15 protein-coding genes are annotated in these 23,781 nt (G+C 52.7%); 13 read left to right on the forward strand and 2 right to left on the reverse strand.

Translation table 11 applies throughout. From position 1 onward, the window contains the following. Positions 1-7 precede the first annotated feature (7 nt). The 4 genes from J7619_RS07750 (at position 8) to J7619_RS07765 (ending at position 7,121) form a co-directional block, all read left to right on the forward strand. Positions 8-3,037: a two-component regulator propeller domain-containing protein gene (locus tag J7619_RS07750; RefSeq protein ID WP_291196608.1), complete on the forward strand. Its 3,030-nt coding sequence runs from the start codon at positions 8-10 to the stop codon at positions 3,035-3,037. A 3-nt stretch (positions 3,038-3,040) separates the two neighbouring features. Beyond that, entirely contained in the window at positions 3,041-3,847 is an 807-nt protein-coding gene (locus tag J7619_RS07755; protein ID WP_291196610.1) for a LytTR family DNA-binding domain-containing protein, read from the forward strand. Positions 3,848-3,960: 113 nt separating this feature from the next. Further along, positions 3,961-6,381, forward strand: a complete 2,421-nt coding sequence (locus tag J7619_RS07760) for a TonB-dependent receptor (protein ID WP_291196613.1) — start codon at positions 3,961-3,963, stop codon at positions 6,379-6,381. Positions 6,382-6,536: 155 nt separating this feature from the next. Continuing rightward, on the forward strand, positions 6,537-7,121 hold the full coding sequence (locus J7619_RS07765) for an RNA polymerase sigma factor (protein ID WP_291196616.1): 585 nt from the start codon (positions 6,537-6,539) through the stop codon (positions 7,119-7,121). 2 nt (positions 7,122-7,123) lie between these two features. On the opposite strand, the gene J7619_RS07770 is transcribed toward J7619_RS07765, so the two are convergent. Further along, positions 7,124-8,044 (reverse strand): LysR family transcriptional regulator, encoded by a 921-nt coding sequence (locus J7619_RS07770; RefSeq protein WP_291196619.1) that lies wholly within the window; start codon positions 8,042-8,044, stop codon positions 7,124-7,126. 76 nt (positions 8,045-8,120) lie between these two features. Here J7619_RS07770 and J7619_RS07775 point away from each other — a divergent pair, with 76 nt between their 5' ends. The 6 genes from J7619_RS07775 to J7619_RS07800 all read left to right on the forward strand — a co-directional run bounded on the left by J7619_RS07775 (position 8,121) and on the right by J7619_RS07800 (position 15,635). Then, entirely contained in the window at positions 8,121-8,876 is a 756-nt protein-coding gene (locus tag J7619_RS07775; RefSeq protein ID WP_291196622.1) for an MBL fold metallo-hydrolase, read from the forward strand. A 67-nt stretch (positions 8,877-8,943) separates the two neighbouring features. Further along, positions 8,944-9,552: an alpha-ketoglutarate-dependent dioxygenase AlkB gene (locus J7619_RS07780; protein WP_291196625.1), complete on the forward strand. Its 609-nt coding sequence runs from the start codon at positions 8,944-8,946 to the stop codon at positions 9,550-9,552. Positions 9,553-9,657: 105 nt separating this feature from the next. After that, positions 9,658-10,104 carry a hypothetical protein gene (locus J7619_RS07785; protein ID WP_291196628.1) on the forward strand — a complete coding sequence of 149 codons (447 nt, stop codon included), beginning with the start codon at positions 9,658-9,660 and terminating at the stop codon, positions 10,102-10,104. 275 nt (positions 10,105-10,379) lie between these two features. After that, entirely contained in the window at positions 10,380-13,484 is a 3,105-nt protein-coding gene (locus J7619_RS07790) for a TonB-dependent receptor (RefSeq protein ID WP_291196631.1), read from the forward strand. 9 nt (positions 13,485-13,493) lie between these two features. Next, the gene (locus tag J7619_RS07795) at positions 13,494-14,993 is read left to right on the forward strand and encodes a RagB/SusD family nutrient uptake outer membrane protein (protein WP_291196634.1); all 1,500 of its coding nucleotides are present in this window, start codon (positions 13,494-13,496) and stop codon (positions 14,991-14,993) included. Between the two features lie 102 nt (positions 14,994-15,095). Further along, a complete protein-coding gene (locus J7619_RS07800; RefSeq protein ID WP_291196637.1) occupies positions 15,096-15,635 on the forward strand; it encodes a hypothetical protein in 540 nt (179 codons plus the stop codon). A 5-nt stretch (positions 15,636-15,640) separates the two neighbouring features. Here the strand turns inward: J7619_RS07800 and J7619_RS07805 are convergent, their stop codons facing one another. Next, complete coding sequence (locus J7619_RS07805) at positions 15,641-19,858, reverse strand: M4 family metallopeptidase (RefSeq protein WP_291196640.1); 4,218 nt, start codon at positions 19,856-19,858, stop codon at positions 15,641-15,643. Between the two features lie 295 nt (positions 19,859-20,153). On the opposite strand from J7619_RS07805, the gene J7619_RS07810 reads away from it, so the two are divergent. The 3 genes from J7619_RS07810 to J7619_RS07820 are packed head-to-tail and all read left to right on the forward strand — an operon-like array spanning position 20,154 to position 23,781. Next, on the forward strand, positions 20,154-21,206 hold the full coding sequence (locus J7619_RS07810; protein WP_291196644.1) for a glycosyltransferase family 2 protein: 1,053 nt from the start codon (positions 20,154-20,156) through the stop codon (positions 21,204-21,206). After that, positions 21,154-22,881 (forward strand): glycosyltransferase family 39 protein, encoded by a 1,728-nt coding sequence (locus tag J7619_RS07815; RefSeq protein WP_291196647.1) that lies wholly within the window; start codon positions 21,154-21,156, stop codon positions 22,879-22,881. The genes J7619_RS07810 and J7619_RS07815 overlap by 53 nt, the downstream gene beginning before the upstream one ends. Positions 22,882-22,884: 3 nt before the next feature. Then, positions 22,885-23,781 carry a lysylphosphatidylglycerol synthase transmembrane domain-containing protein gene (locus J7619_RS07820; RefSeq protein ID WP_291196650.1) on the forward strand — a complete coding sequence of 299 codons (897 nt, stop codon included), beginning with the start codon at positions 22,885-22,887 and terminating at the stop codon, positions 23,779-23,781.

Consider the following 23,781-nt stretch of genomic DNA (forward strand, 5'->3'; position numbering starts at 1 on the left):
GACCCGAATGCGGATTGTCGTTGTTTTAAAGCTCGTTTTTCTGCTTGGCGCGAATGTCTGCGCCCAGATGCCCGTCCTTTCGCTCGAACACCTCACGACCAAGGAGGGCTTGCCGTCGAACGACATCTGGTGTATCAATAAGGACCACCGCGGGTTTCTCTGGATTGGCACGGGGCGGAACCTCTGCCGTTACGACGGTTATTCGTTCCTGCGGCTGGATAGTTTGCAGCTTGGCTATTGCTCAGGCGTGTCGACGGATTCCAGGGGCGATTTATACACGTCGGTGGATACCCGCGGCATTGCCCGCATTGATCACAATGCGATGGAAGTGAGTACATTGGTGGCAAATAATTACGACGACGAAGATACCGGCAACGACCTGCACGAGCAGGGTATGGTGGATTCGTACGATCAGATGTGGGTTTGTGATTATACTTCTGTACAGCGGTACGACATCGCCCGAAAGAAGCTGTTTCGTTACACTTTTGCGCCTTCGGACAAAGGGGGCGACGTCTATCAGTATGCCAGCTTTTTCGAGGATCGCCAACGTGTATTGTGGATCGTTTCAGAGCTGGGGTTGTATTATTACGACCGGCAGCGCGACAAGCTCGTGTGCGTGCTGGGGCCCGCCGCAGTTTATCCTGAAAACCGCATCACGATCCGGTTAAGCCGTGGTTCGCAGGATTCAGCGGGGAACCTCTGGATTGGAGGTTATGAATACGGGTTGGTAAAGTATTCGCCGTCGGACCACCGTTTTTCAATCCGTAAGGCTGGTTTTGAACAAAACAATGTCGTCTGTGTCCGGGAATCGCAGGATGAGAACGGCGGTAAAGCACTGTTTGTAGGGACAAACGACGGCGTGAGCGTGTATTATCCCGGGCGGGACGAGCTCTACCATCTTCCCGAATTCTACAACCAGGGTATCCGGATCAAAGATATGTATGACGATGTAGCCAACGGCATTCTGTGGATGGGCACGAGCAACGGCATTTTTAAATACCGCTATCGGAACATCGGCGTCCGCACGGTGACGATACCCGCGTCTGTTGTGCGCCTGCCCGTACAGGTGACGAGCATCCAGCCGGCGCGGGAAGGCAGTTACTGGCTCGGTTTGTCGCATTCGGGCGTGCTGCATTGGCAGCCGGCAACCAACCGGTTTAAACTGCACGGGTATGCACAGGAGGAGGCATTTGCGGATAAGGTCAGAAGCATCGGCGGAAAGGCTTTTGCATTTACAGACAAAGGCATTTTCAGGGGAGATGCTGCATCGGACGGTTTTCAACCCTGGCAGGCGGGTACGGGACTATTCCGCAATACCGATTTCCGGGACGGGCTGATAGACCGCAAGGGGCGCCTTTGGATCGCCAACCTGAATGAAGGCCTGAAAGTACTCGATCCCGTCACGAACCGGGAACTGCATTTGTGGGCGCCGGAGCAGGGTAGGAAGCTGGTTCATCAGAGTTATATCAAAGCGATGCGCGAAACACCCGACGGAAGGATCTGGATTGCTACCTGTTCGAGAGGATTGTTCTTTTTTGATGAGAAAAAGGCTGTTTTTACCAATATCCGGGAGTTGGCTATCAATAAAAACCGGCGATTGGGCGGTGACTGCATCAATGCCATTCAGGTAGCGCCTGATGGTTCCATCCTGGTAGCCAGTTGGGGCGGTGTTTCCAGAGTCACACCCGACGGTTTGATCAGAGATTCGTTCGATTTTAAATCCGGTACTTTAAAAGATACCTACTGTTCCAATATTGCGGAGACAGCCGATGGCAAGCTGTGGTTTAGTACCAATGAAGGTATCCACATTGCTGATCCTCAAACACGCTCGGTTCGTTACCTGACGACGATTGAGGGCCTTCGCAGCAACGCGCCGGTGGGTTTTTATTTTAATACGCCTGGTGAACTGCTATTGGGCCATATTAATGCATTGAATGTCCTCGATATGAAGCGGCTCAGCGCCAACGTCCGTTCGCCGGAGATTGTGCTGGCTACCGTGGAAGTGAAGGGAAAAAAGGTATTTCAGGCGGAGACGAAAGAAATAGTCCTTCAACCGGATGAGAATACGGTCTCTTTCAGTTTTACGCCGCTGAATTTCGAACCTGCTTCGCAGAATCGTTTCAATTATCAATTGGAAGGGTATGATAGCGAATGGATTGACCTCGGTAATGAGCATACGGTTTCATTCTCGAACCTGCCCGCGCGCTCCTACACATTACGTGTGCGAAGCAGCAATGCATCGGGCGCCGCAAGCAGGGAGCCGTTGGTCATCCGGCTTACGATCCGGCCATATTTCACCAGCACTTTGTTTTTCAGGGTGCTTATAGGCTTGACGATCGCCGGCCTGATCGTTGCGATGATGCGCTGGCGGGTAAACACGCTCGCGGAGCGTAACCGTCTCGACCATCAGATCACCGAATGGCGGCTCAAAGCATTGCAAGCGCAAATGAACCCGCATTTCCTGTTCAATTCCCTCAATTCGGTTCAGAACTACCTGCTTACGAATCGAGGGGTAGAAGGGGCTAAATATCTTTCCAAGTTTTCGAAACTGGTGCGACGTATTATGGAGAATTCCAATCATCAGTATCTGTCGTTCGAAAAGATCATTGACACGCTGAGGATGTACGTCGAGATTGAGTCGTTCCGGTTCAATCATGAGTTTACCTATTCATTTGATATTGAAGAAAATGACGTGCTCCTGGATGCGCAACTGCCGCCCATGCTTTTGCAGCCTTATGTGGAAAATGCGATCTGGCATGGGCTGATGCCCAAAGAAGGGGAAAAGAAGTTGACGATCAAGGCACGGCTCGGCGACCGTCACATTGTCTGCACGATCGAGGACAATGGGGTAGGCCGCGATTTTGCACCGCGTACCGAGGGCCATATTTCGAGAGGGCAGGAAATGACACGGGGTATTTTCGAGGCACTGCGGCAGAAAGATGGCCAGGCGCGCATTGAAATGATAGACCTTTTTGACAATGAGAAGAAACCGGCCGGAACGCTGGTAAGAATGATCATTCCGATTGAAAACGTATAGTTTATGAACCCATCATTACGCGCCGTCATCATCGACGACGAAACCAATGCCCGGGAGGCGCTCACCAATCTGCTCCGGATCGTGAGCCCGGAAGTCGATGTATGCGGGCAGGCGCGGAACGCCGATGCAGGTATCGAGCTGATTTGGAAAATACGGCCGCACCTTATTTTCCTGGACATTCAAATGCCGGGCAAAAGCGGTTTCGACTTGCTTTCCAGCTTTGAAAAGATCGATTTTGGGGTCATATTCACGACGGCCTACCAGGAATATGCCATTCGAGCGTTCCGTTTCAGTGCCATCGACTATTTGCTCAAACCCATTGATCCGGACGAGCTGCAAACGGCCGTTGAGAAGTTCCGGGACCGGGTAGGCAGTGTAAACCCCGAGCAGCTTCAGATTTTACAGGAGCAGCTGGATCCCGTTCGTACGCCAAGGCTCATCGAGCGGAAGCGCAACGACAACCAGCGCATCGCGCTGCCAACCGCGGAAGGCATTCATTTCGTACAAATGACCGACATTATCCAGTGCGAATCGCTGGGCTCCTACACCAAATTCCACCTGGTGAAAGGCCCTTCGATAGTCGTTTCGCGGCTTTTGAAAGAGTATGAGGAGATCCTGGATAACTACTATTTCTTCCGCGTACATCAATCCAACATCATTAACCTCGAACACATCAAACGGTACGTCAAAGGCGACGGTGGCCAGGTGTGGATGAGCGATAACACCGAAATCGAAGTGTCGCGGCGGCGTAAGGACGAGTTCCTGGCGCTTTTGTCTGATTTTTATGTGAATTCGGGTAAGCTCAAATAGAGCGAGCCACGATACAGCCCTGATACGCGAAACGGACAGGGTTTTTCTTTGTCATTTTTTGTTGTTTAGATTTAGTTTAAATAATATGTTTGTGCGAAATCTAAACTTATGCTATGACAAAAAAGCTATTTCTACTCGCATTAACCTTCTGTTTTGCTGCTGCAAGGGCATCTGCACAAAGCGGTACCATCAGCGGATCGGTGCGTACGTCCGACGGCGAGCCGGTGGAGCTCGTAGCCGTCAATGTGAAAGGTACGACCAAGGGCGCATTAACCGACCGCAATGGTAAGTACCAGATCAGGAATATTCACCCCGGATTGCACAGGCTGGTAGCGTCGTTTATTGGCCTGGAAAAACAGGAACAGACGGTCGAGGTGACGGCCGGTGGCATTATCTCGCTGGATTTTACACTGAAAGAAAATTCTTCACAGTTGCAGGAGGTGATCGTATCGGCCCGAAACCTGAACCGCGAGAATGTAATCGTGGCCAAAATACCGCTGAAAAAGCTGGAAAACCCGCAGGTTTATAGCACAGTTTCCTCGGAAATCATGAAGCAGCAGGGCATTACCAGCTACGACGACGCCCTGCGTAATGTGCCGGGCATTTCGCGTACCTGGGAATCGACGGGCAGGGGAGGAGACGGCGCTGCCTATTTTGCACTGCGTGGCTTCGAAGCACAACCATTGCTCTACAACGGCCTTCCGGGTATCACCAGCGGGAACCTCGATCCTTCCAATGTCGAGGAGATCCAGGTGATTAAAGGGCCTTCGAGCACATTGTTCGGCGGCTCGTTTTATGGGTATGGCGGCATCATCAACACCATCACCAAGAAGCCCTACCATCAGTTTGGCGGCGAAATCGGTTATAATGCGGGAAGCTTCGGGCTGAACCGGGTTGCCGCCGACATTAACACGCCCCTCAGTAAGACCGACAAGATCGCATTACGCGTCAACACCGCCTACCACTCCGAAAACAGTTTCCAGGATGCAGGGTTCAAGAAGTCGTTTTTCATCGCGCCTGCGCTGATGTATGAGGTGAACGACAGGCTGACATTCCATTTCCTGACCGAAATCCTCCAAGAAGAAAGGGCCGTGGCGCCGGTATTCTTCCATTCCGACCGTTCGAGCCCGTTGCCATTCAGGAACCTCGCGGAATTGAACCTGGATCCGCGCCTGTCGTTTACTTCCAATGATCTGTCGATCCGTAACCCGCGCTTCAACTTGCAGGCGCAGGCGGTTTACAAGCTCTCGAATCAATGGACCTCGCAGACCGTGTTTTCGAGAGGAACAGTGAAATCGAATGGTATTTACACCTACATCTGGGACGATGTTTCGGGGGATAACTGGTTCAGCCAATACTTTCACAACGAGCAGCAGACGACCAATACCACCGATATCCAGCAGAATTTCAATGGCGATTTTAAGCTCGGTAACATGCGGAACCGCCTTTTGGTAGGGGTGGATTATTTCAAAAGGAATGTGATCGATAATGGCTCCGGCTGGGGCCGGGCACGTAATGTAACGCCGCAGGGGGATGTGAATTATGTCGATCCCTATTCGGGCGACACGCTTGCACCGGTGTATCTCACACAGGCGTCGGTAGATAACCTGCTGGCAGGCACCGAAGGCGGAGCGAGCAATATCAGCAACTCGTCCCTGGGTTTTTATGCTTCCAATGTCCTGAATCTGACCCCGAAACTGAGCGCGATGATCAGCTTGCGTGCCGATCGTTTTGATTCAAAGGGCGACCGGACCACTTCCGATGACGACTACGACCAATGGGCGCTGTCGCCGAAGTTCGGGATCGTGTACCAACCGGTGATAGACAAAGTTTCGCTTTTTGCGAATTACATGAATGCATTCATCAATGTCGCGCCGCGCAGGGTTACCGATGCCGACGGCGCGAATCCACGGGTCAAATCGTTCCGGCCCGAACATGCCGATCAATGGGAGTATGGTATTAAAACCAACCTGTTTTCCGACAAGTTGGCTGCTACACTCTCGGTGTACGACATCAAGGTGTCCGATCGCGTGATGACGAATCCGGCCAATATTCTCGACTATACCCAAGGCGGAAAAGTAGGAAGCAAAGGTTTCGAACTCGACATCGTGGCGAACCCGCTTACCGGCCTGAACCTGATCGCCGGTTTCAGTCACAACAAAACCAAGGTGATCTCGGGCGACCCGGAAGACTTTTACAGCGAGCCGGGCCGTGCCATCGGCGGGCAAGGGCCGCAGAACCTCGCCAACTTCTGGGCCACCTATCGCATCAGCAGCGGCACACTGAAAAACGCCGGCTTCGGTATCGGCGGAAATTATGCCGGAGAATACAAGGTAATCGATAACAGCAAGACCGGCGTATTCATCCTGCCGGGCTATACGCTGCTGAATGCCAGCGTGTTTTACAATGCCAGTCATTTTCGTATTTCAGTGAATGTCAATAATATTACCGATAAGCAGTACTATATTGGGTACTGGTCGGTGAACCCGCAGAAGCCGAGGAACTCGACGTTAAGCGTGGCCTATAAATTTTAAGTAAATGAATGAAGTACAGAGGCCGGAAGCAGCGTTTTTGCTTCCGGCCTTTCTATTTTTTAAAATTCCTGCTATCTGCTGATAAGGTCGGACGCCGGGCGGTATAAACAGACATCGATTACCAGTTTGTCACTACCCAACTTCCTTTACAGCTCATGAAAGCATCAACCAAAAAGAATTACCGCACGCTGACCGACCTCGTCAGGGCTTGCCAGCAAAACGACCAGCGCGCGCAGACAATCTTCTATAACCGCTTCCGCACCGAGCTCATGCGCATCTGTGTGCGTTTTGCCCGGACGCGCATGGAGGCGGAGGATATCTACCAGGAATCATTTGTGAAGATTTTCAGGCATCTCAATGAGGTACAGAACATCGAGTCGACCGAATCCTGGATGCGTGCAGTAGTGACCCGGACGGCCATTAATTATTACCACCGTGTCACGAAAAAAGAAGCAAAAAACCACTCGATGGACATGTCGCCGCTCGATTTTGAATCCAATGATCACACCTGTATGATCGACCGGCTGGGTGTCGGGATCGTCGACGAAATGATCGCACAGTTGCCGGAGGGTTACAAGCGGATCATCAGCCTGAGCCTGATCGACGGCTATTCCCACATCGAAATTGCCAGGGCGCTTTCCATTACCGACAGTACCTCACGCTCCCAGCTCCTGCGCGGCCGTAACCTGCTCATGAAAAAGTTGAGAAAACAGGGCATTACAGGTTATGAAATGCCCTGACCTCAGGCCAGCACCGGGTTTTCGGTTCCGAGCAAGGCCGATTGTATCATGCTCACCAGCCCGCTCAGCGCGTCGCTACGGTTCTTATGCGTGCATGCGTACCAGTGACGTGTACCGACCTCCGAACGAAAGGGCAGGGTCATAAGTCCGCCGGTGCTCAGATACTGGCGGGCAGCCCATTCGGCCATGACGGTAATACCCATGCCAAACCTGACCATTTCCACAATGGCTTCGGTCATCGGGATGTAGATGATTTTTTGGGGAGAAAGACTGGAAACCAGGTCGGGTGAAAGCAGGTTGCTATGGCTGCTGATCTGGAATGCAACCAATGTTTCAGAATGCATATCCGAAAATTCGAGCGGCATATTGCGTACTGCCAGCGGGTGCTTATCCGAAAGTAATGCCACCATCCGGTCCTCGAAAAGCGGTTCGAAATGCAGGCTGCTATTGTTGTTGGTCCCGTTTACCAATGCCAGTTCGAGCTTTCCGGCTTCGAGGTACTCCATCGGGCGGCGGGTCGCTTCGGCAATGATCTGGATGTCGGTGCCGGGATATTCCTGGTGAAAACCGGTGAGCAGCCGTGGCAGCCAGTGGTAGCAGGTGTAGCATTCGGTGCTGATGCGGATCGTTTGTTTCTTTCCTTCGCGCATTTCTTTCAGTTCCGCTTCCAGTTCGCGGATCACCGGCAGCACTTTCTGAGAGCTGGTCACCACACGCTGGCCGGCTTCGTTCAGTACAAGCTTCTTCCCGATCCTGTTGAAGAGCTTTATGCCGCTGGCCGCTTCCAGGTCGCGGATCTGGTGGCTCAGGGCCGATTGGGTGAGGTTCAGTTTCTCGGCGGCTTTGGTCACCGATCCTTCGCTCGTGATTTTCTCAATAATATAGAGGTGTTGCAGCGTTAGCATGACATGAGTATCGTTCATTGATTTGATAAAAATAAATCATTTTTCTCATATATCTAAAACCAATACTTTTGTCATGTACTAAAAACAACAGCACATGAAACTTCAAAGATTATCCTGGGCAGGCCTGAAAGTGGAATCCAATGGCCAGATATTACTCATAGATGCCGTACAGAATTACCAACGCGGCGCATCCATCGGGCCGAAAGAACCGTTTGAATTTGTAGGAGATACGGCCGCGGATGTGGTGCTGATCACGCATTTGCATTCGGATCACTACGACCCCGGCGCGATACGCGCCGTATTGAAACCGGAAGGCCGCTTCGTCGTTTCCGAGCAAATCGCCGCCGAGGTAACCAACGACGGTTTCTCACCACTGGCACTGGCGCTGAATACGCCGCAGCAAATCGGAAACTTCACGGTCACAGCCGTGTTTGCAATGGACGGTGTCGGCGACAAGCAGGTTTCATGGGTGATCGAGGCGGATGGTCAGCGCATTCTGCACGGGGGCGATACGATGTGGCATAACCAGTTCTGGCAGCTGGGCAAAACCTGGCAGCATTTCGATGCCGTGTTCCTGCCCGTGAACGGAGCGGTGGTGAACATTCCGCGCGTGGAACCCAGCCCTGTACCCATTACGCTTACGCCCGTCCAGGCGATTACGGTGACACGCCTGCTGCATGCCGATGTGTTGGTACCCATTCATTATGGCTTTCACAAGGAGGGCATGTATCATCAGTTCCCGCAGATGGAGGCCGAACTGGCCACTCAGGCGGAAGTGCAAAACGTGAAGGTGCAATGGGTGGAACAGGGCGATGTAGTGGCCCGGCCGGTGCCGGAAGAGCAGGTTTAATGCGCTGTCCTTAGACTTTTTTGTATAGCTTGTTGTTATGGTTCTCAAACACTGATCAGCAAACTTGATGAAACAACTAAGTCTGTTCGGCGCTGAGGAGGCGCTCCAATTCCCCGAGGATCTGCTCGAATACTATCCCGGTTTCGTTCCGGTGACAGAATGCACCGGGTTAATGCGCCGGTGGGTCGCGGAAGTGCCGTGGCGCCAGCAGGTCATGCAAATGTACGGTAAAGAAGTGACCGCCCCGAGGCTGATGGCCTGGTACGGCGATACCGATAAATCGTATACGTTCTCCGGCACACGGTTTGAGCCGTATGCGTGGACGCCCGAACTCGCCAATCTCAAACAGCGGATCGAGCAGAAGACGGGTTTTGCATTCAACAGCGTATTGCTCAATTATTACCGCGATGGCAACGATTCCGTGGCGTGGCACGGAGACAACGAGGATGAACTCGGCCGCAATCCCGTGATTGCGTCGGTAAGCCTGGGACAAGAGCGGCGTTTCGAGTTCCGATACCGGCCCGACCATTCCAGAAAATATGGCCTGACGCTGGAAAACGGCTCGCTATTGATCATGAAGGGGGATTTGCAGCATACCTGGGAGCATCGCATCCCGAAATCGAAAACGCAGAATGGCCCGCGGATCAATCTGACGTTCCGGACGATCCGTAGGTAGCGACCGGGAGAAATGCATGGTTTGGGTTACAAAATTTTCCGGCTTTTCCAACGAAAGGAGAATAGGCTGAATCTATGTAACCGAAACCAATTTATTTCTTAGCCCATGAAAACTACCCGCTTACTCCTTTCGCTGATGCTCCTCTGGACGGTAATAGTCGCCTGCAAGAATGATACCGCCGATCCGGTCGACGACGGGGCCAAAAGAGCCATGAAAGAAAACAACGGCCTGGTCGGCAAGTGGAAGATCGTCGAATACCTCGCCGATCCGGGTGACGGCAGCGGAACCTACCAGGCAGTGACCGACGACGTCGCGCACATCATCGAGTTTAAGGAAAATGGAGAATTTGTAGAGAAAAAGGCGCAGGGACAATCTTCGGTACCTTTGTTTAATGCATACAAAGTGCTCGACGACAAGCGGATTGAACTAATCCCGATCGATAAAACCGCGCCGTCGCATATCTGGTATTATTCGGATTTGTCGACGAGCAAGCTGACGCTCGGTTATGGCTGCATTGAGGCCTGCTCCGGCAAATATATCGCCGTCGAGTAAACCAAGTTTACCTGGCCGCGCCATATTGTTTTTATGTTTTTATAGTTGAAATGGGCTGGATTTTCCAGCCCATTTTTTTTGCCGGCATTTTGTAAAACAAATTCTGGTGTTGATCCAGGAATGTAAAAGACTAGTTTGAATGGCGAAAGTGCCGGTGTGTGCGGACACATTTTAGTATTTTTTCTTGTTAATCTCGGTTACACGGTTAATTTTGGTGTGGTTAGAATTCTAACGAATTTATTCTACTCATAACTCTTTAACCAATTCTTAAATCTATGAAACCGAGATTTACCCAAATTCTGTTTCGGACAGCCGCCATGGCCGGGCTCGCCATGCCGCTGATGATCCCGCTGGATTCCGGCGCGCGGCCGCTGGGGCGGATTACACCTTACGCGGCCCGGTTGAATGCCGGTCCCGTGAAGGGAAAGGTGGTTGACAGCAAGGGCGTACCGCTTACGGGTGTCAACATCGTGATTCAGGGAACCACGGTCGGAACGCAGACCGACGTGGACGGGCAATTCACCCTCCATTCCAATAGTCCCAATGATGTGCTCGTGGCCAGTTTTATCGGTTTTAAAAGTCAGAGCATTCCGGTGCAGAACCGCTCGGTGATCGATATCACGCTGGTGGAAGATGTTTCCAGCCTCGACGAGGTGATTGTGACGGGTTATTCGAGCCGGTCGAAATCGGAACTGGTGAGTTCCGTATCGGTGATCAAGGGCTCGGAGCTGCAAACGGTCACCAGCAACAATACCGCCACCATGCTGCAAGGCCGCGTGGCAGGCGTAGTGGTGTCGAGTGCGAGCGGTGCGCCGGGCACGGAGCCGAGCGTACGCGTACGCGGGACGGGTTCCATTACAGCCGGCGCCGAACCGCTGTACGTCATCGACGGGCTGATCGGCGGTACCGCGAACCCCAACGATATTGCCTCGATCTCCATTCTGAAAGATGCGGCAGCTACCGGTTTGTACGGTTCGCGCGCCTCCAACGGGGTGGTCGTGATTACGACCAAGACCGGCAAATCGGGCAAAACGCAGATCAACTACAACGGCTCGGTGGGTTTCAGCAAGGTATTGCGCGGCAATTTTGAAGTCATGAATGGTCAGGAACTTTATGACTTCACCAACAAGATGTACCAGAACGACTATGATGCGAAACGCGCCAACTACATCGCCCAGCTTAGCGCCACCACGCCGAACCCGACCGACGCGCAGATTAATGCATACCTGACAGCCAACAATTTTCCGACGGCTTACGCAGGTTACCAGAGCCGTTTCCTCCCCGCGACGCCCGGCAACACCGATTGGCTCGACAAAACGTTTCGCACCGGTATCACGCATAACCACGCATTGTCGATGTCGGGCGGAAACGATCGCACACGTTTTCATTTCGGGGCGAACTATTATAAAGAAGAAGGGGTGATCCTGAAAACGGGCTATGAAAACGTCAACTTCCGTGCCAATATTGAGCACAACCTTAATGACAAAGTGAAGCTGACGGCCCGTGTGAATACCTTTTTCAATAACCGCCAGAACGACCAGGGCTATTTGTACCAGGGCTATATCAACCTGCCGTGGGATAACCCGTATAGTGCTGATGGTTCATACCGGTACGTGGATGCCAACACGACCGACTGGTATGGCCGCGACCGTAATAATTTTCTTTTTAACAACCAGTATAATTTCAACCAGAACCGCGGCTCGGGTATTCAGGGGGATGTAAAACTGGAATACAATATCCTTGATTGGCTGACCTTTTCGACTTCGAACCGGTACGCGGTGACTAACACCCGCACAGAGTCGAACGTGGATGCGCGTACGCCGACGGGCAAGTCGTATAACGGCTCGCTTTCGAACAGCTACGAATACACCGGTAGCTTCATTACCTCCAACCTGCTGAACGCCAACAAATCATTTGGCGCGCACACCTTCAATGCGATCCTGGGGGCGGAGTTCCAGGGCAATAAAACTGATGGAATGGGTGGTACCGGGCAGGGTATTTTCCCTTCGCTGGACATCCTGAACGTAACCGCTACCCCGACGTCGCTTACCGGCTATAAAACCAAGAATGCATTTGCATCCGCCTTCATCAATGTCGATTATGACCTGTATAACAAGTACTTCGCTACCGTTTCATTCCGCCGCGACGGTTCGTCGCGTTTCGGCAAGGATAACCGTTATGGTAATTTCTATTCCGTCGGTGCAGCCTGGAATATTTCGAGCGAGGAGTTTTTTGGTTCTTTGAAAGACAAAATTCACTTGTTTAAAGTACGCACGAGCTACGGGACGACGGGTAATGCCAACATCGGCGATTTCGTGGCCCAGGATCTTTACGATTTCAATGCCCAATATGGCGGGCTGCCGGCTGGCTTTCCGGCGCGTAAGGCAAATCCTAACCTGACCTGGGAAAAAGCTTATACTTACGATGCGGGTATCAACATCGGCTTCTTCAACCGGATCGACCTCGTGATAGACCTTTACAATCGCCTCAATAAGGACGTGTTGCAGAATGTGCCGCTGGAAGCGACAACCGGTTTTACGACCCAGATCCAGAATATCGGATCGGTGCGTAACCGCGGTATCGACCTGGAAATTACTTCGAAAAACATCCGCGGCGCATTCAACTGGGAGACGAGCTTTAATTTCTCTGTCAATCGTAACAAAGTGCTGGCATTGAACAAAAACGAGCCGATCGAGAGTGGTAACCAGCGCATCGAGGTAGGCCGGGAGCTGGGATCGTGGTACATGCGGAAATGGATGGGCGTAGACCCAACGAACGGGGACCCGTTGTGGCTGCTGCAAACCAAAGATGCCTCGGGTAATATCAAGGAATCGACGACCAATGTCTACAACAGCGCAACACGTGTTTTTGTGGGTTCAAGAAATCCGAAGTTTACGGGAGGTATTACCAACACATTCAAATACGGCGGCGTGACGCTTTCTGCATTCTTCACGTTCGTGTCGGGTAACAAGGTGTACATCTACAACCGGGAGCTGTTTGACGACGACGGCGCGTATCCTACCTACAACAAAATGCGTTTGCAGGACGGATGGACACGTTGGGAGAAAGAAGGCGACGTTGCCACGCACCCCAAGGCGGTGGTGAATGGCAACAAGAATTCGAACAAAACGTCGTCGCGGTACCTCGAAGACGGCAGCTACCTTCGCTTGCGTAACGTGCGCCTGAGTTACGAAATCCCCAAAGTGTTCACCGAGCGGCTGCATATCAGCGGGTTGTCGGTGTTTGCCAGCGGCGATAACCTCATTACCTGGACCAAGTTTTCGGGCGTCGATCCGGAGGTCGATCTCAGCAATGGTACCAATAGCTCGCGTTATCCGAGCAGCAAGAAGCTCATGTTCGGTGTAAACCTTAATTTCTAAGCCATTACGATGAAACGTCATATCAAATCAACCGCATTGGCCGCCATGTTGGGCGGTGTGCTGCTGACCGGTTGCTCCGAGGAGCTCACCATTACGCCTTACGACGGCCTCACTTCGACGCAGGTCGTGAATACGCCCGAAGGCCTTAAAGCGGCTACCCTCGGAAACTACGCCATTTTGAAGGACGGAAACTACATCCGTTCGTACCATATGATGTCGGAATTCCCCTCGGACAATGTCTCGCTGAGCGGTACCACGTCCGACCCGCTGTATTTTTCATACAATTACAATCATATCAAAACCAGTGCATTGGCCACGAACTTTTATACCAAGTCGTACCAGGCCGTTTATGGCACCAATGTGATTATCGGACTTTTGAAGGAAGGGCAATCGGCGGAGCTCGATCAGGTTTTGGGGGAGAACTATTTCCTGCGGGCATTGCTGCATTTCCACCTTGCCAATGTGTTCGCACGCCCGTATGCCCCCGACGCAGGCGCGTCACCGGGCGTGATCGTGGTGAAATCCACCGAGCAGCCCGCTCAGAAGCCAACCCGCGGGACGGTGAAGGAAGTATATGCGGCCGTGATCCAGGACCTCGAAAAATCGATTAGCCTGATGACCGTCGCGAAGAACAACAACTTTGCTTCCAAAGAAGTGGCCTACGCGATGCTGAGCCGCGTTTACCTGTATATGGAAAACAACGAGAAGGCGATCGAGTATGCCAACAAGGTGATCAGTTCGAACCGCTATGCGCTCGTTGCGACGGCCAATTTGCCTAAATACTACACCACCGTGCCCGAATCGAACACGGAGACGATTTTTGCCGTTCGCCATACGGTGAAGGACAACCGAGGCTATTCGGCGATCGGCGCCATGTATTTGTCGGACGGTGAAGGCTGGGGTGAAATGTATGCTTCGGAGAAATACCGCAAGCTTATCGACAAGTTCCCGAACGACAGGCGTCGGGATTACATTATTCCGGTTTATGAGAAGAATGCGGACGGCTCTATCAAGACCGACGCTGCCGGGAACAAGGTGCTGGCTACCCGTAACGGCTATCCGAAGTATTACATCAGCAAATTCTCGTACCAGGAAGGTTATCCGATGCTGAGCTCGCCGGTATTTTTCCGTTTGGCCGAAATGTACCTGATCCGTGCGGAAGCGAATGCCAAGCTGGGTAAAAATGCGGAAGTGCTGGAAGACGTGAACCTGATCCGCAAACGGGCCGGTTTATCGGGAACCGAGCTTTTCTCCGCCGCCAATATGATGGGCTATGCCAGCGTGCTGGATGTGGTGCTCGAAGAATCGCACCTCGAATTTGCCTGGGAAGGCTTGCGGAAACATGATGTTTTCCGCAACAAGCGGACCATGGAGCGCAACTACCCGGGTACGCATTTGCTCGCGGGCGCTGTGAAGCAGGAGATTCCGTATACGCACCCACGGGTGGTGCATTTCTTTCCGGAAGCGGAAACGGTACTAAACCCTTCACTGGTGCAGAATCCGGAATAGCGGGTACCGTTCAACCGATACACAAAAAATGCCCCGTCATCTGGCGGGGCATTTTTGTTCGGTGTAAAATGATTAATTTTAGGTCATTCAGCTATTTGAAAGATGAAAGCGCTATCTATTATCCCGATCTTGGTTTTCAGCACGTGGGCGTTGCTGTTTGTTTCATGTTCCGACGATGTGGCATTGACCGGCGAGCAGGAGATTTATTTTGAAGTACACTATACCAACCAGGCCTGGGGTAACCAGTTTAAAGGTTTTCTGATCGACAAACAGGGGCTGGTGAGAACTTACGATAAGCCCGCCAGCTGGAAAGATATTGACGGCGCCTTGACGCTTTCAAAGGAAAATATGGACGCCAATATAGGCCAGACAACCGTTTCTTCAACCCAAATTGCCGCCAGCGAGCTCGACAAGTACATCGCAATCTCCCGCAAAGTCAATAGCGACAGCTTCTCGAAGCCGGCCAATGGCGGTGCAGATCTCGGTCTTGTGCGCCTTTACAGCTACACTTATAATGCCGACCAGAAAACCTACACCGCCGTATTGCTCCGGCAAACAGGTAATGTCATCATCCAAAACCAGGACGCCAATGCCGCGGAACTTGCCGACTGGCTGACGAAAGTGATGGACGAGGTTTATTAACCCCGTCAGGGTTTGAACACCGACAACCGGTAATTGACCGCGTCGTTGGTGAGCAGTACCTGGTAAATTCCCGACGGTAATTTGCCCAATTGGAGGTGCAACCTGCCATTTTGAATGACAGCTTTCTCCTTCACAAGTACCTCCTGTCCCGAGGCGTTGATCACCCGTGCATTCACCCAGTTACCTTGCAGGTTGGGCAGCTCGATGCTAAGCGCCGACTGTACCGGGTTAGGGTAGAAGCGGAGGTGCCCCGCCGACGGCGCATCGATCGCAATCATGCGGCTGTATGCGTACTTGCCGTCAAAATCTACCTGTTTGAGGCGATAATAGGTAATGCCCTTATTGAAATCCACGTCCGTGAAGCTGTAATGATTCGCAACAGACGCATCGCCGATGCCCTTCACACGTCCGGTTTCGATGAAGTTTTTGCCATTGCTACTTTCCTCAATAGCGAAATAATCGTTGCGGCTTTCCGAGCTGGTTGTCCATTGGAGCACATTGCCTTCCGATGTGTTTTTACCATCGAAACTCACCAGCGTTACAGGCAACGGAGCGCCCGGAGGGGCATCGGATAGGCCAAACCCGGAGAAGCCGGTACTGAATGTGGCTGTAAATGCATAATCGGTGCCCAGTATAGGCGCCGATGCTACCCCGACCGTCGTGGAGTTCGATGGTTGGCTGGCGGCGATGCTGACAGGGCTCTTACCCATCGACTTGATGTTGCCCGGTGTGAAAGTGGTCAGCTCTGAACCTTTGTAGTAGAGCGTGATTTCGTACTGGCCGGTCGGGTTGTTGTTCGTAGGCGTTACTTTGAAGGTTTTGTTGGTAACCTGGTAGCTTCCTACCCACGAGGTTCCATTGGCCCCCGAACGGTCGATTTCCACGGTGGTGCAGCCATAGTCATGCGCGCTCAGGTTCTTGATTTTAGCCATGAGATTGCCGGTTGAAGGATCGTAGAAAACCGCCGTTTCATTCGGCCCGAGGTATTGCTGCGCCGCACTGCCCGTATTGACTGTCGATAGGATCTGATTCGAATGGGCGGCCGTCAGTTTCACATCGTCGATCGCCCACCATATTTCCGACCGGGACACATAACGGAACCGGAATTTCATATTCACGTTCGCATAAGCATCCGGAATATTAACCGTCGTAGGCGTCGAGGTGTAGCCGTGGAGGTTGCCGAGGTTGCCGGTAGCTTCGTTTTGCGTGAGCAACAGCTGCCATGTCGTGCCATCCCATACTTCGAGGGTGCCTACTTCGGGGAAGTCGCCGAGCTGCCTTTCCCAGACCTGTTTGAAAGTCAGCGTCAGGTTTTTTCTGCCGGAGGTGTTGATAACGGGCGATTCCAGGATTTCATCCAGCGTGTAGGCGTTGTTAATGGCGCTGTTCATAAAGAAGAACGGCGATCCGTCTTCGAAACCTGCGTTGCCGTACTGCGCTATTTCCCATGTATGATAGGAATTACCGCCATTAATCGGTTTCCAACCCTGCATGCCATTGTTAAAGTTGGAATTCAGAAGTTCCTCGGTGTAATTGCCGGGGGCGAGATCGTCGTCGTTAATGGTCAGCTCGAAGTTTTGCATCGTGCCCGCCGCGTAACCATTTCCGCCATTTGCATTCAGCGCATACGACAGGTTGATGGTTTCGGGACCCTCCACATAGGCATCGTTCAAAACCCGTATCGTAACGTTCTTGCTGAGTGATCCCGCATCGAGTGTGACGGAGGCAGGTGAAATGGTGTAATCGCCGTTTGCTCCCAGTTTGGCCGTTCCCGTGGGTGCATTGAATGTCAGCGTTACCGGCTGGCTCGGCACCTTGTCGATCCCCACTGTTACAACTTTATCGACATATTTGAGACAAGTCGAAGGATCCACCGTGGTCGCTTCGCCCTCGTTGATGCTGGCGCTTGCCGCGACAAAGTGAACCGCCGGCGTAACGGCGCAGGTGAACACCCGGATATCATCCACATACCATCCCTCGACACCACCGCAAATATCGGTACCCATTTCAAAACGGAGCTGGATGGTGTTACCGGCAACGAGGCCAATGCCGGCAGCGCTCAGGTTAATCTGGCTTTGGCCCCACGAGCCGGTTACCGATCCCTGATCCGTGCCCGTAAATGCGAACTGGCCGGCCATCGGATTGGAATTGCCCGCGCTGCTCGAATTAAGGGTATTGTTGTAGCCATTGGCTATAAACGCAGCAGGAGGGATTTCCGCCCAGGACTGGCCATTGATACTGAACTTGATATTCCCGCCATCCCAGGTGTCTTCTATGGCAATGTAGTGGTCAAAAGCCAGCACCAGGTTACCGGTAGTCCCTGCTGGAATGGCAATGACAGGGCTTTCAATACGAATAATACCCGACTGGTTGGTGGCCGGATCGCAATTTCCACCCTGGTAGTCAACCCCGAATGCTGCATGGCCCGGGCGTCCGCCGGGGGATACCACTTGTTGCCATTGGCGATTTACCCAGCCGGCCGAGGTGGTCGTGAACGACGGCGTGAATCCGCCGAGGCCCGATTCGAAACCTTCGTAGAAGATCGCGAGCCCGGCGTTGGCGCCCTCGCATAGTGCAGGTGCCGGTGCGAGCGTGGCTATGAAGCCGCAGTGAGTTGTTGAGCGCAGCTCTACGGCGGTAATTACTTTCACCAGCTGGGCTACATCGCCCGCCGTGATGGTCTGTCCGGAGGCACCTGGTGCAGAAGTGCCTGTCGACAAGCCCATCAGGTTAATGCCGATCAGGTCGTTTGCGGAAGCTTCCAGGATATCGGCTTGCGCGGCAAAGTCCGTTGTGGCGGTCATGTAGGTCGACTGCGCCCGCCAGAAAATGTGGGCAGCCTTGGTGAGGCCGATGCCCGTGATGGTCTGTCCATTGTAAGTACCGCCGTCGACCAGCAATGCGTAAGCGTGATTAAGCACGCCGCTGTTGGTATGCACGCCCCCTTCGTCGCTATTGGCACACCAGTACTGCGGGTCGGATACTTTGCCCGGGTCTCCTTTACAAGTCGGGTCCCACATATCTCGGAGCGCGCCGCCGAATGCAGTCGCTTTTTCGCCCACTTGCCAGCGGTCGGAGCTTGCGCAACCGGTCCGGTTGGCGTTGGATTCGCCGCTGTCCATGTAGCCGTCGAGCTGGTCCACTGTTTCACCCCAGATGTCCGAATAGGCCTCGTTCAATGCGCCGGGCTGCCATTGGTAAATCAGCCCGCTGGTGTATTCGGTGTAGGCGTGGCCCCATTCGTGCGCCACCACGTCGTCGGTGGCTGTTCCTGTGCAATAGTTGGCGGTGGAGCCGTTCCAGTTGGCATTCGGGCAATTAATGTTGGGGTTATTGTTGATCGTCACCATCACCGCATCCCCGCCGTTGAATGAGACATATCCGAATGCATTTTTCATCAGGTTGTAAATGAATCCCGAGCTTTCCACTTCGGATTGCTGCCATTGATCGAGCGTGCCCGGAAAAGGATCGCCTTCTTTCCATTTTAAATTGGGCGGGGTGGCGGAAGTTTCATAGAGTTGTCGTGTAATGTTGTGCATTCCTTTGAATTGCTCCACGAGCTGGCCGTTGTGCGCGTCGATGAACAGAAACTCGCGCACATCGGCGTCGTTCCGTACTTCCACTTCATACACGAGGAACTTCGAGCCGTTGTACCCCTGGGCGAGTCCCTTCTGGAAAATGTAAAGCGAGCTTTTGTTAGCTTTCACCGGAACGGAGGATTTGCCCAGTTGCTGTGTTGTTACAAGCCCGACAGCGATCGATTCGGCCTCATGCTGAGCCAGGGTAGGGACGACATTGACTTTGATTTCGGAAATAAAATTGCCGTTCAGCGCGGTGAGGCCTTGTGCGCCGTTGTAATGGAATTTCATCTGACCGTCGTATACCGGCACACCTTTGTAAGTTTGCTGCAAAGTGACGTTTTGCAGGCCGTAATTGTCTGTCTTTTGCTCCCTGAGGCGGAATTCGTCCTCACCGTCGCGGAGCGCGAAAAGGGTTTTATACTGTGAAATAAAATTCATCGACTTCTGCTGAGCGTCGCCGCCGTTGACCTGTAAAGCCCTTTGGGCGGGAAAACGGAGGAAACTCAGAGACCCTGTGGCAGGGTCGATCGTAGGTAGCGCGCCGGTGCTGGCTGCAAATGCATCAATGGCCCCCTTCGTCTGCGAAAGGGATACATGGGCATAGAGCAATAGCAGGGGGATAATGAGTAAACGGTGTTTCATAAAGTATGTAGAATAACGAGGTGACTTGTGTCGAATTTACTGAAATTATTGATTCAAATCTTGCATTAATCGATGACGCTGAATGGTGCCGACTATTTTCATCTCCGGGTATCGGTTTTTTAGCAAAATGTTTCCTTAATGTAATGAAATAGAAAATATTCACATCATATATAAGTTGTTTGTTATCAAATTATTAGGAGTGTTATTAGTGTAAACCAATCGTAGAGAATCCTTTGTTTCCGGGGACAGGACCCCGACGTCCGTTCACATCAACAACCACATCGTTTCGATTAGAATGGAAGGATTTTTCGATTTACACGCATCGTATGATTTGTTTCCTGAAATACGGAAGAAACACGCTTACCAGATTTCAGTAGTCATTCCACTTTATAATGAGCAGGAAAACGTGCCCCATCTGCTCGTAGCGGTGCATGATACCCTGAAAAACTTCGATTACGAGGTCGTTGCGGTCGACGATGGCTCCACGGACAATACCGTAAAAATGTTGAAGCAGGCCAGCGACGAGCGTTTAAAGGTCATTGTCATGACACGCAACTTCGGGCAGACCAACGCCATGGCCGCAGGCATTGCCCACGCTTCGGGGGAATATATCGTTACCCTCGACGGCGACCTTCAGAACGACCCGGCGGATATTCCCCTCATGCTCGAACACGCCCGCAGCGGCCATTGGGACATTGTTGCCGGCTATCGCGCCAACCGCCTTGATGGATGGCTGCTTCGCAAACTGCCCAGCCGAATGGCCAATGCCATGATCCGCAACCTTACCGGCGTACATCTGCGCGACTACGGCTGTACGCTGAAAGTGTTCCGACGGGAAGCGGCCGAACGCCTCGGGCTATACGGAGAACTGCACCGGTTTATTCCCGTATTGGGCAATATCACCGGCGCCCGCATGACGGAAGTGCCTGTACGTCACCACAAGCGGCGCTTCGGGAAATCCAAGTATGGCCTCGGCCGCACCACGCGGGTACTGGGCGATTTACTCCTGATGGTTTACATGCAGCGGTGGATGAGGAAGCCGATGCACCTTTTCGGGGCGCTGGGCGGCGCTTTCCTGGCCGCCGGGATATTGTTGTTGCTCTGGCAGGTGGTGCACCTGTTTTCTGGAACCACCGGAACGCTGGCGGGCATAGCGCTGGCGCTGACCGGCGTCGTGATTGTGCTGATGGGGCTGATCGCCGAAATGCTCATGCGCAGCTACTATGAGGGCTCCGGCAAAACACCTTATACCATCCGGGAGATAATCGAAAGGCCGGCCGAACCAGCTACCCGGAATGGGCACACACCCAAACAGGAGCGCAGAACGGGCGAACCTGTTAGATCCTGAGATTTTTATGCAAACACATCCGCTTTACATCCGGTACCTCTATGCCGGACTTATCCTTTCGATTTACATCCTGGGGCTGCTGCTGCCACTTTTCGACAACGACAGCGCGCACCACGCGCTCATAGGTATGCATATGCACCTTACAGGCGATTACGTGAGCCTCATCGACCGCGGCCGCGACTATCTCGACAAGCCGCATATGCTTTTCTGGCTTTCCGCATTGGGGGACATGCTCCTTGGGATAGGCACATTGTCGTACAAGTTGCCGAGCCTGTTGCTGGCGATCCCGGGCATTTACGCCACATTCCGGCTGGCTGCGAGGCTTTACGGCCGGCAGGCGGGAATGCATGCGGTGCTGATCCTGGTATCCACCCAGGCCTACATTCTCGCCCATAACGATGTGCGGATGGACGCATTGCTGCTTTCGTTCATCATTACGGCCACCTGGCTGCTTTACGAATACACTGTAACACTAAAACCGGTAATGCTGATCGCCGGAACGGCCGTGCTGGCATTGTCGTTTTCGACGAAGGGCATGTCCGGGGCGGCGGTGCCGGTGATTGCCGTTGGTTCGCAGCTGCTTTATACCCGCAACTGGCGGTTCCTGTTTTCGCTGAAATGGATCTGGGCGATACCGCTTTTCTTCGTGTTTATCAGCCCGGTGTTGTATTCCTACTATTTGCAGTACGACCTTCACCCCGGGAAAGTCATTCGTGGAATAAGCCGCACTTCCGGCGTCGCATTTATCCTTTTTCACCAAAATACCGAGCGGCTCAATGGCGTAAACTGGGGCAGCTCCGGCGGCAACGACCCCTTCCTTTTCTTTCATTCCCTGCTGTGGGCGCTTTTGCCCTGGTGTTTGCTCGGTTACTGGGCCGTTTTCAGAAGAGGGTTTGAGTTGGTTAAAAGAAGGTTTTCTCCTGAAAAAAATGGCGAGATACTCAGCTGGACTACGATCGTGGTGATGTTCAGTATTCTCTCGGCTTCCAATTTCCGCTTACCGCATTATCTCAATATCCTGTTCCCGTTCTTCGCGATCCTCATTGCCGGCGAGTTGGAAAAAGTGAAGGCCGAAAGTACGGAAAGTAAGGTGCTCAATGGCATGCAGAAGTTCGTGGCAGTGGTGATGATCCTGCTGGGGCTTTTGATCAACCTGTACTTGTTTCCGGTAAAAGCCTATGCGATTGTTTTGCTTGTCGTGCCGGCGCTGTACCTGGTATTCTACGAATGGCGTGTGACCAAAGGCTGGCCGTATCGCCTGATCGGCATTTCGCTGAGTGCTTCGGTGCTGGTGAACGTGCTCATGAACGGCAGCTTCTATTATGAGCTGCAAAGGTACCAGGCTGGCCAACATATTGCCGGTAAAATCAAGGACATCGGGCTGGAAGAAAACAATATTTACGTCATGAACTGGGAAAGTCCCACGCTGAATTACTATTCCGGGTATTTTTACACCGAGGCCGATTCGGCGGCGCTGGTATCCCGGAAGGATTTCTGGGTAGTGGGGCCAATCGACGAGATATTTGCATTGCAACAAGCGGGAGGGTTACATGCGCGTGAGGCGTACCATTACCTCGATTTTGACACAACCAAATTGAAAACCGGTTTTATCAATCCCCAAACCCGCCTGGAAGCATGTAGAAAAATCGGTCTTGTGCATTTGAAAAGAGACTGACGCATGATGAAATACCTGAAATGGCTGCTGAAATTTTCCATCACGGTAGCGCTCCTTGGGTGGGTTTTTAGCCGCATCGACCTGGAAAGTGTATCGCATGCCATTGACAAGGCCGATAAATTGCTGCTGGTCTTGGCGTTTGTGCCTTACCTGGCTTCCCGCATTACCGCAGCAGTGCGGCTCACTACCATCCTGCAAGCGCACGCGGTAGGGCTGTCGCATTACGGCGGGTTGCATTTGCATTGGATCAGCATGTTTTACGGTATGTTTCTGCCTGGCGGGCTTGGCGGGGATGCCTACAAGCTCCTTCGTTTGAAACAGCATTTCCCGGCACAAGGTACGATGTTGCTCACCCGAATACTGCTCTGGGACCGCATTGTCGGCTTTGTCATGCTGGGACTCCTGGCCGGCATCATCGGCATGACCCGGTTTTACGACAATATGCTCATTGCCACCATTCCCGCATTGGCATTACCCGCTGCGGGAATACTCTGGTGGAGTGCCAAAAAGTGGCTGCCGCGCATTATCCCCGTGGTGGGCCGGGTATTGCTGCTGTCTTTTGGTACCCAGGTTTTTCAGATCATCTGTACCGGTTTCCTGCTTTACTCCATGGGTGAAACCAGCCATTGGGCCGACTATGCATTGCTATTCCTGTTGTCGTCCATTGCCACCGTGTTCCCGCTGAGTATCGGCGGAATAGGCGTGCGGGAGCTGGTGTACCTACGCGGCTCGGCGCTGCTGGGTGTCTCGGAGCCTATTGCCGTAACAGTGAGTGTTTTGTTTGATATTATCGTCACTGCTACGGCTATTACCGGGGCTGCCTTGGTGATCGGTGAGCGTTCCGACGCCTTGCCGGGCGTGCGTTCAGCGGAACGGGATGGAGAAGTCGTTTTGAAATAA

Source organism: Dyadobacter sp., from assembly GCF_017744695.1.
GTDB lineage: Bacteria > Bacteroidota > Bacteroidia > Cytophagales > Spirosomataceae > Dyadobacter.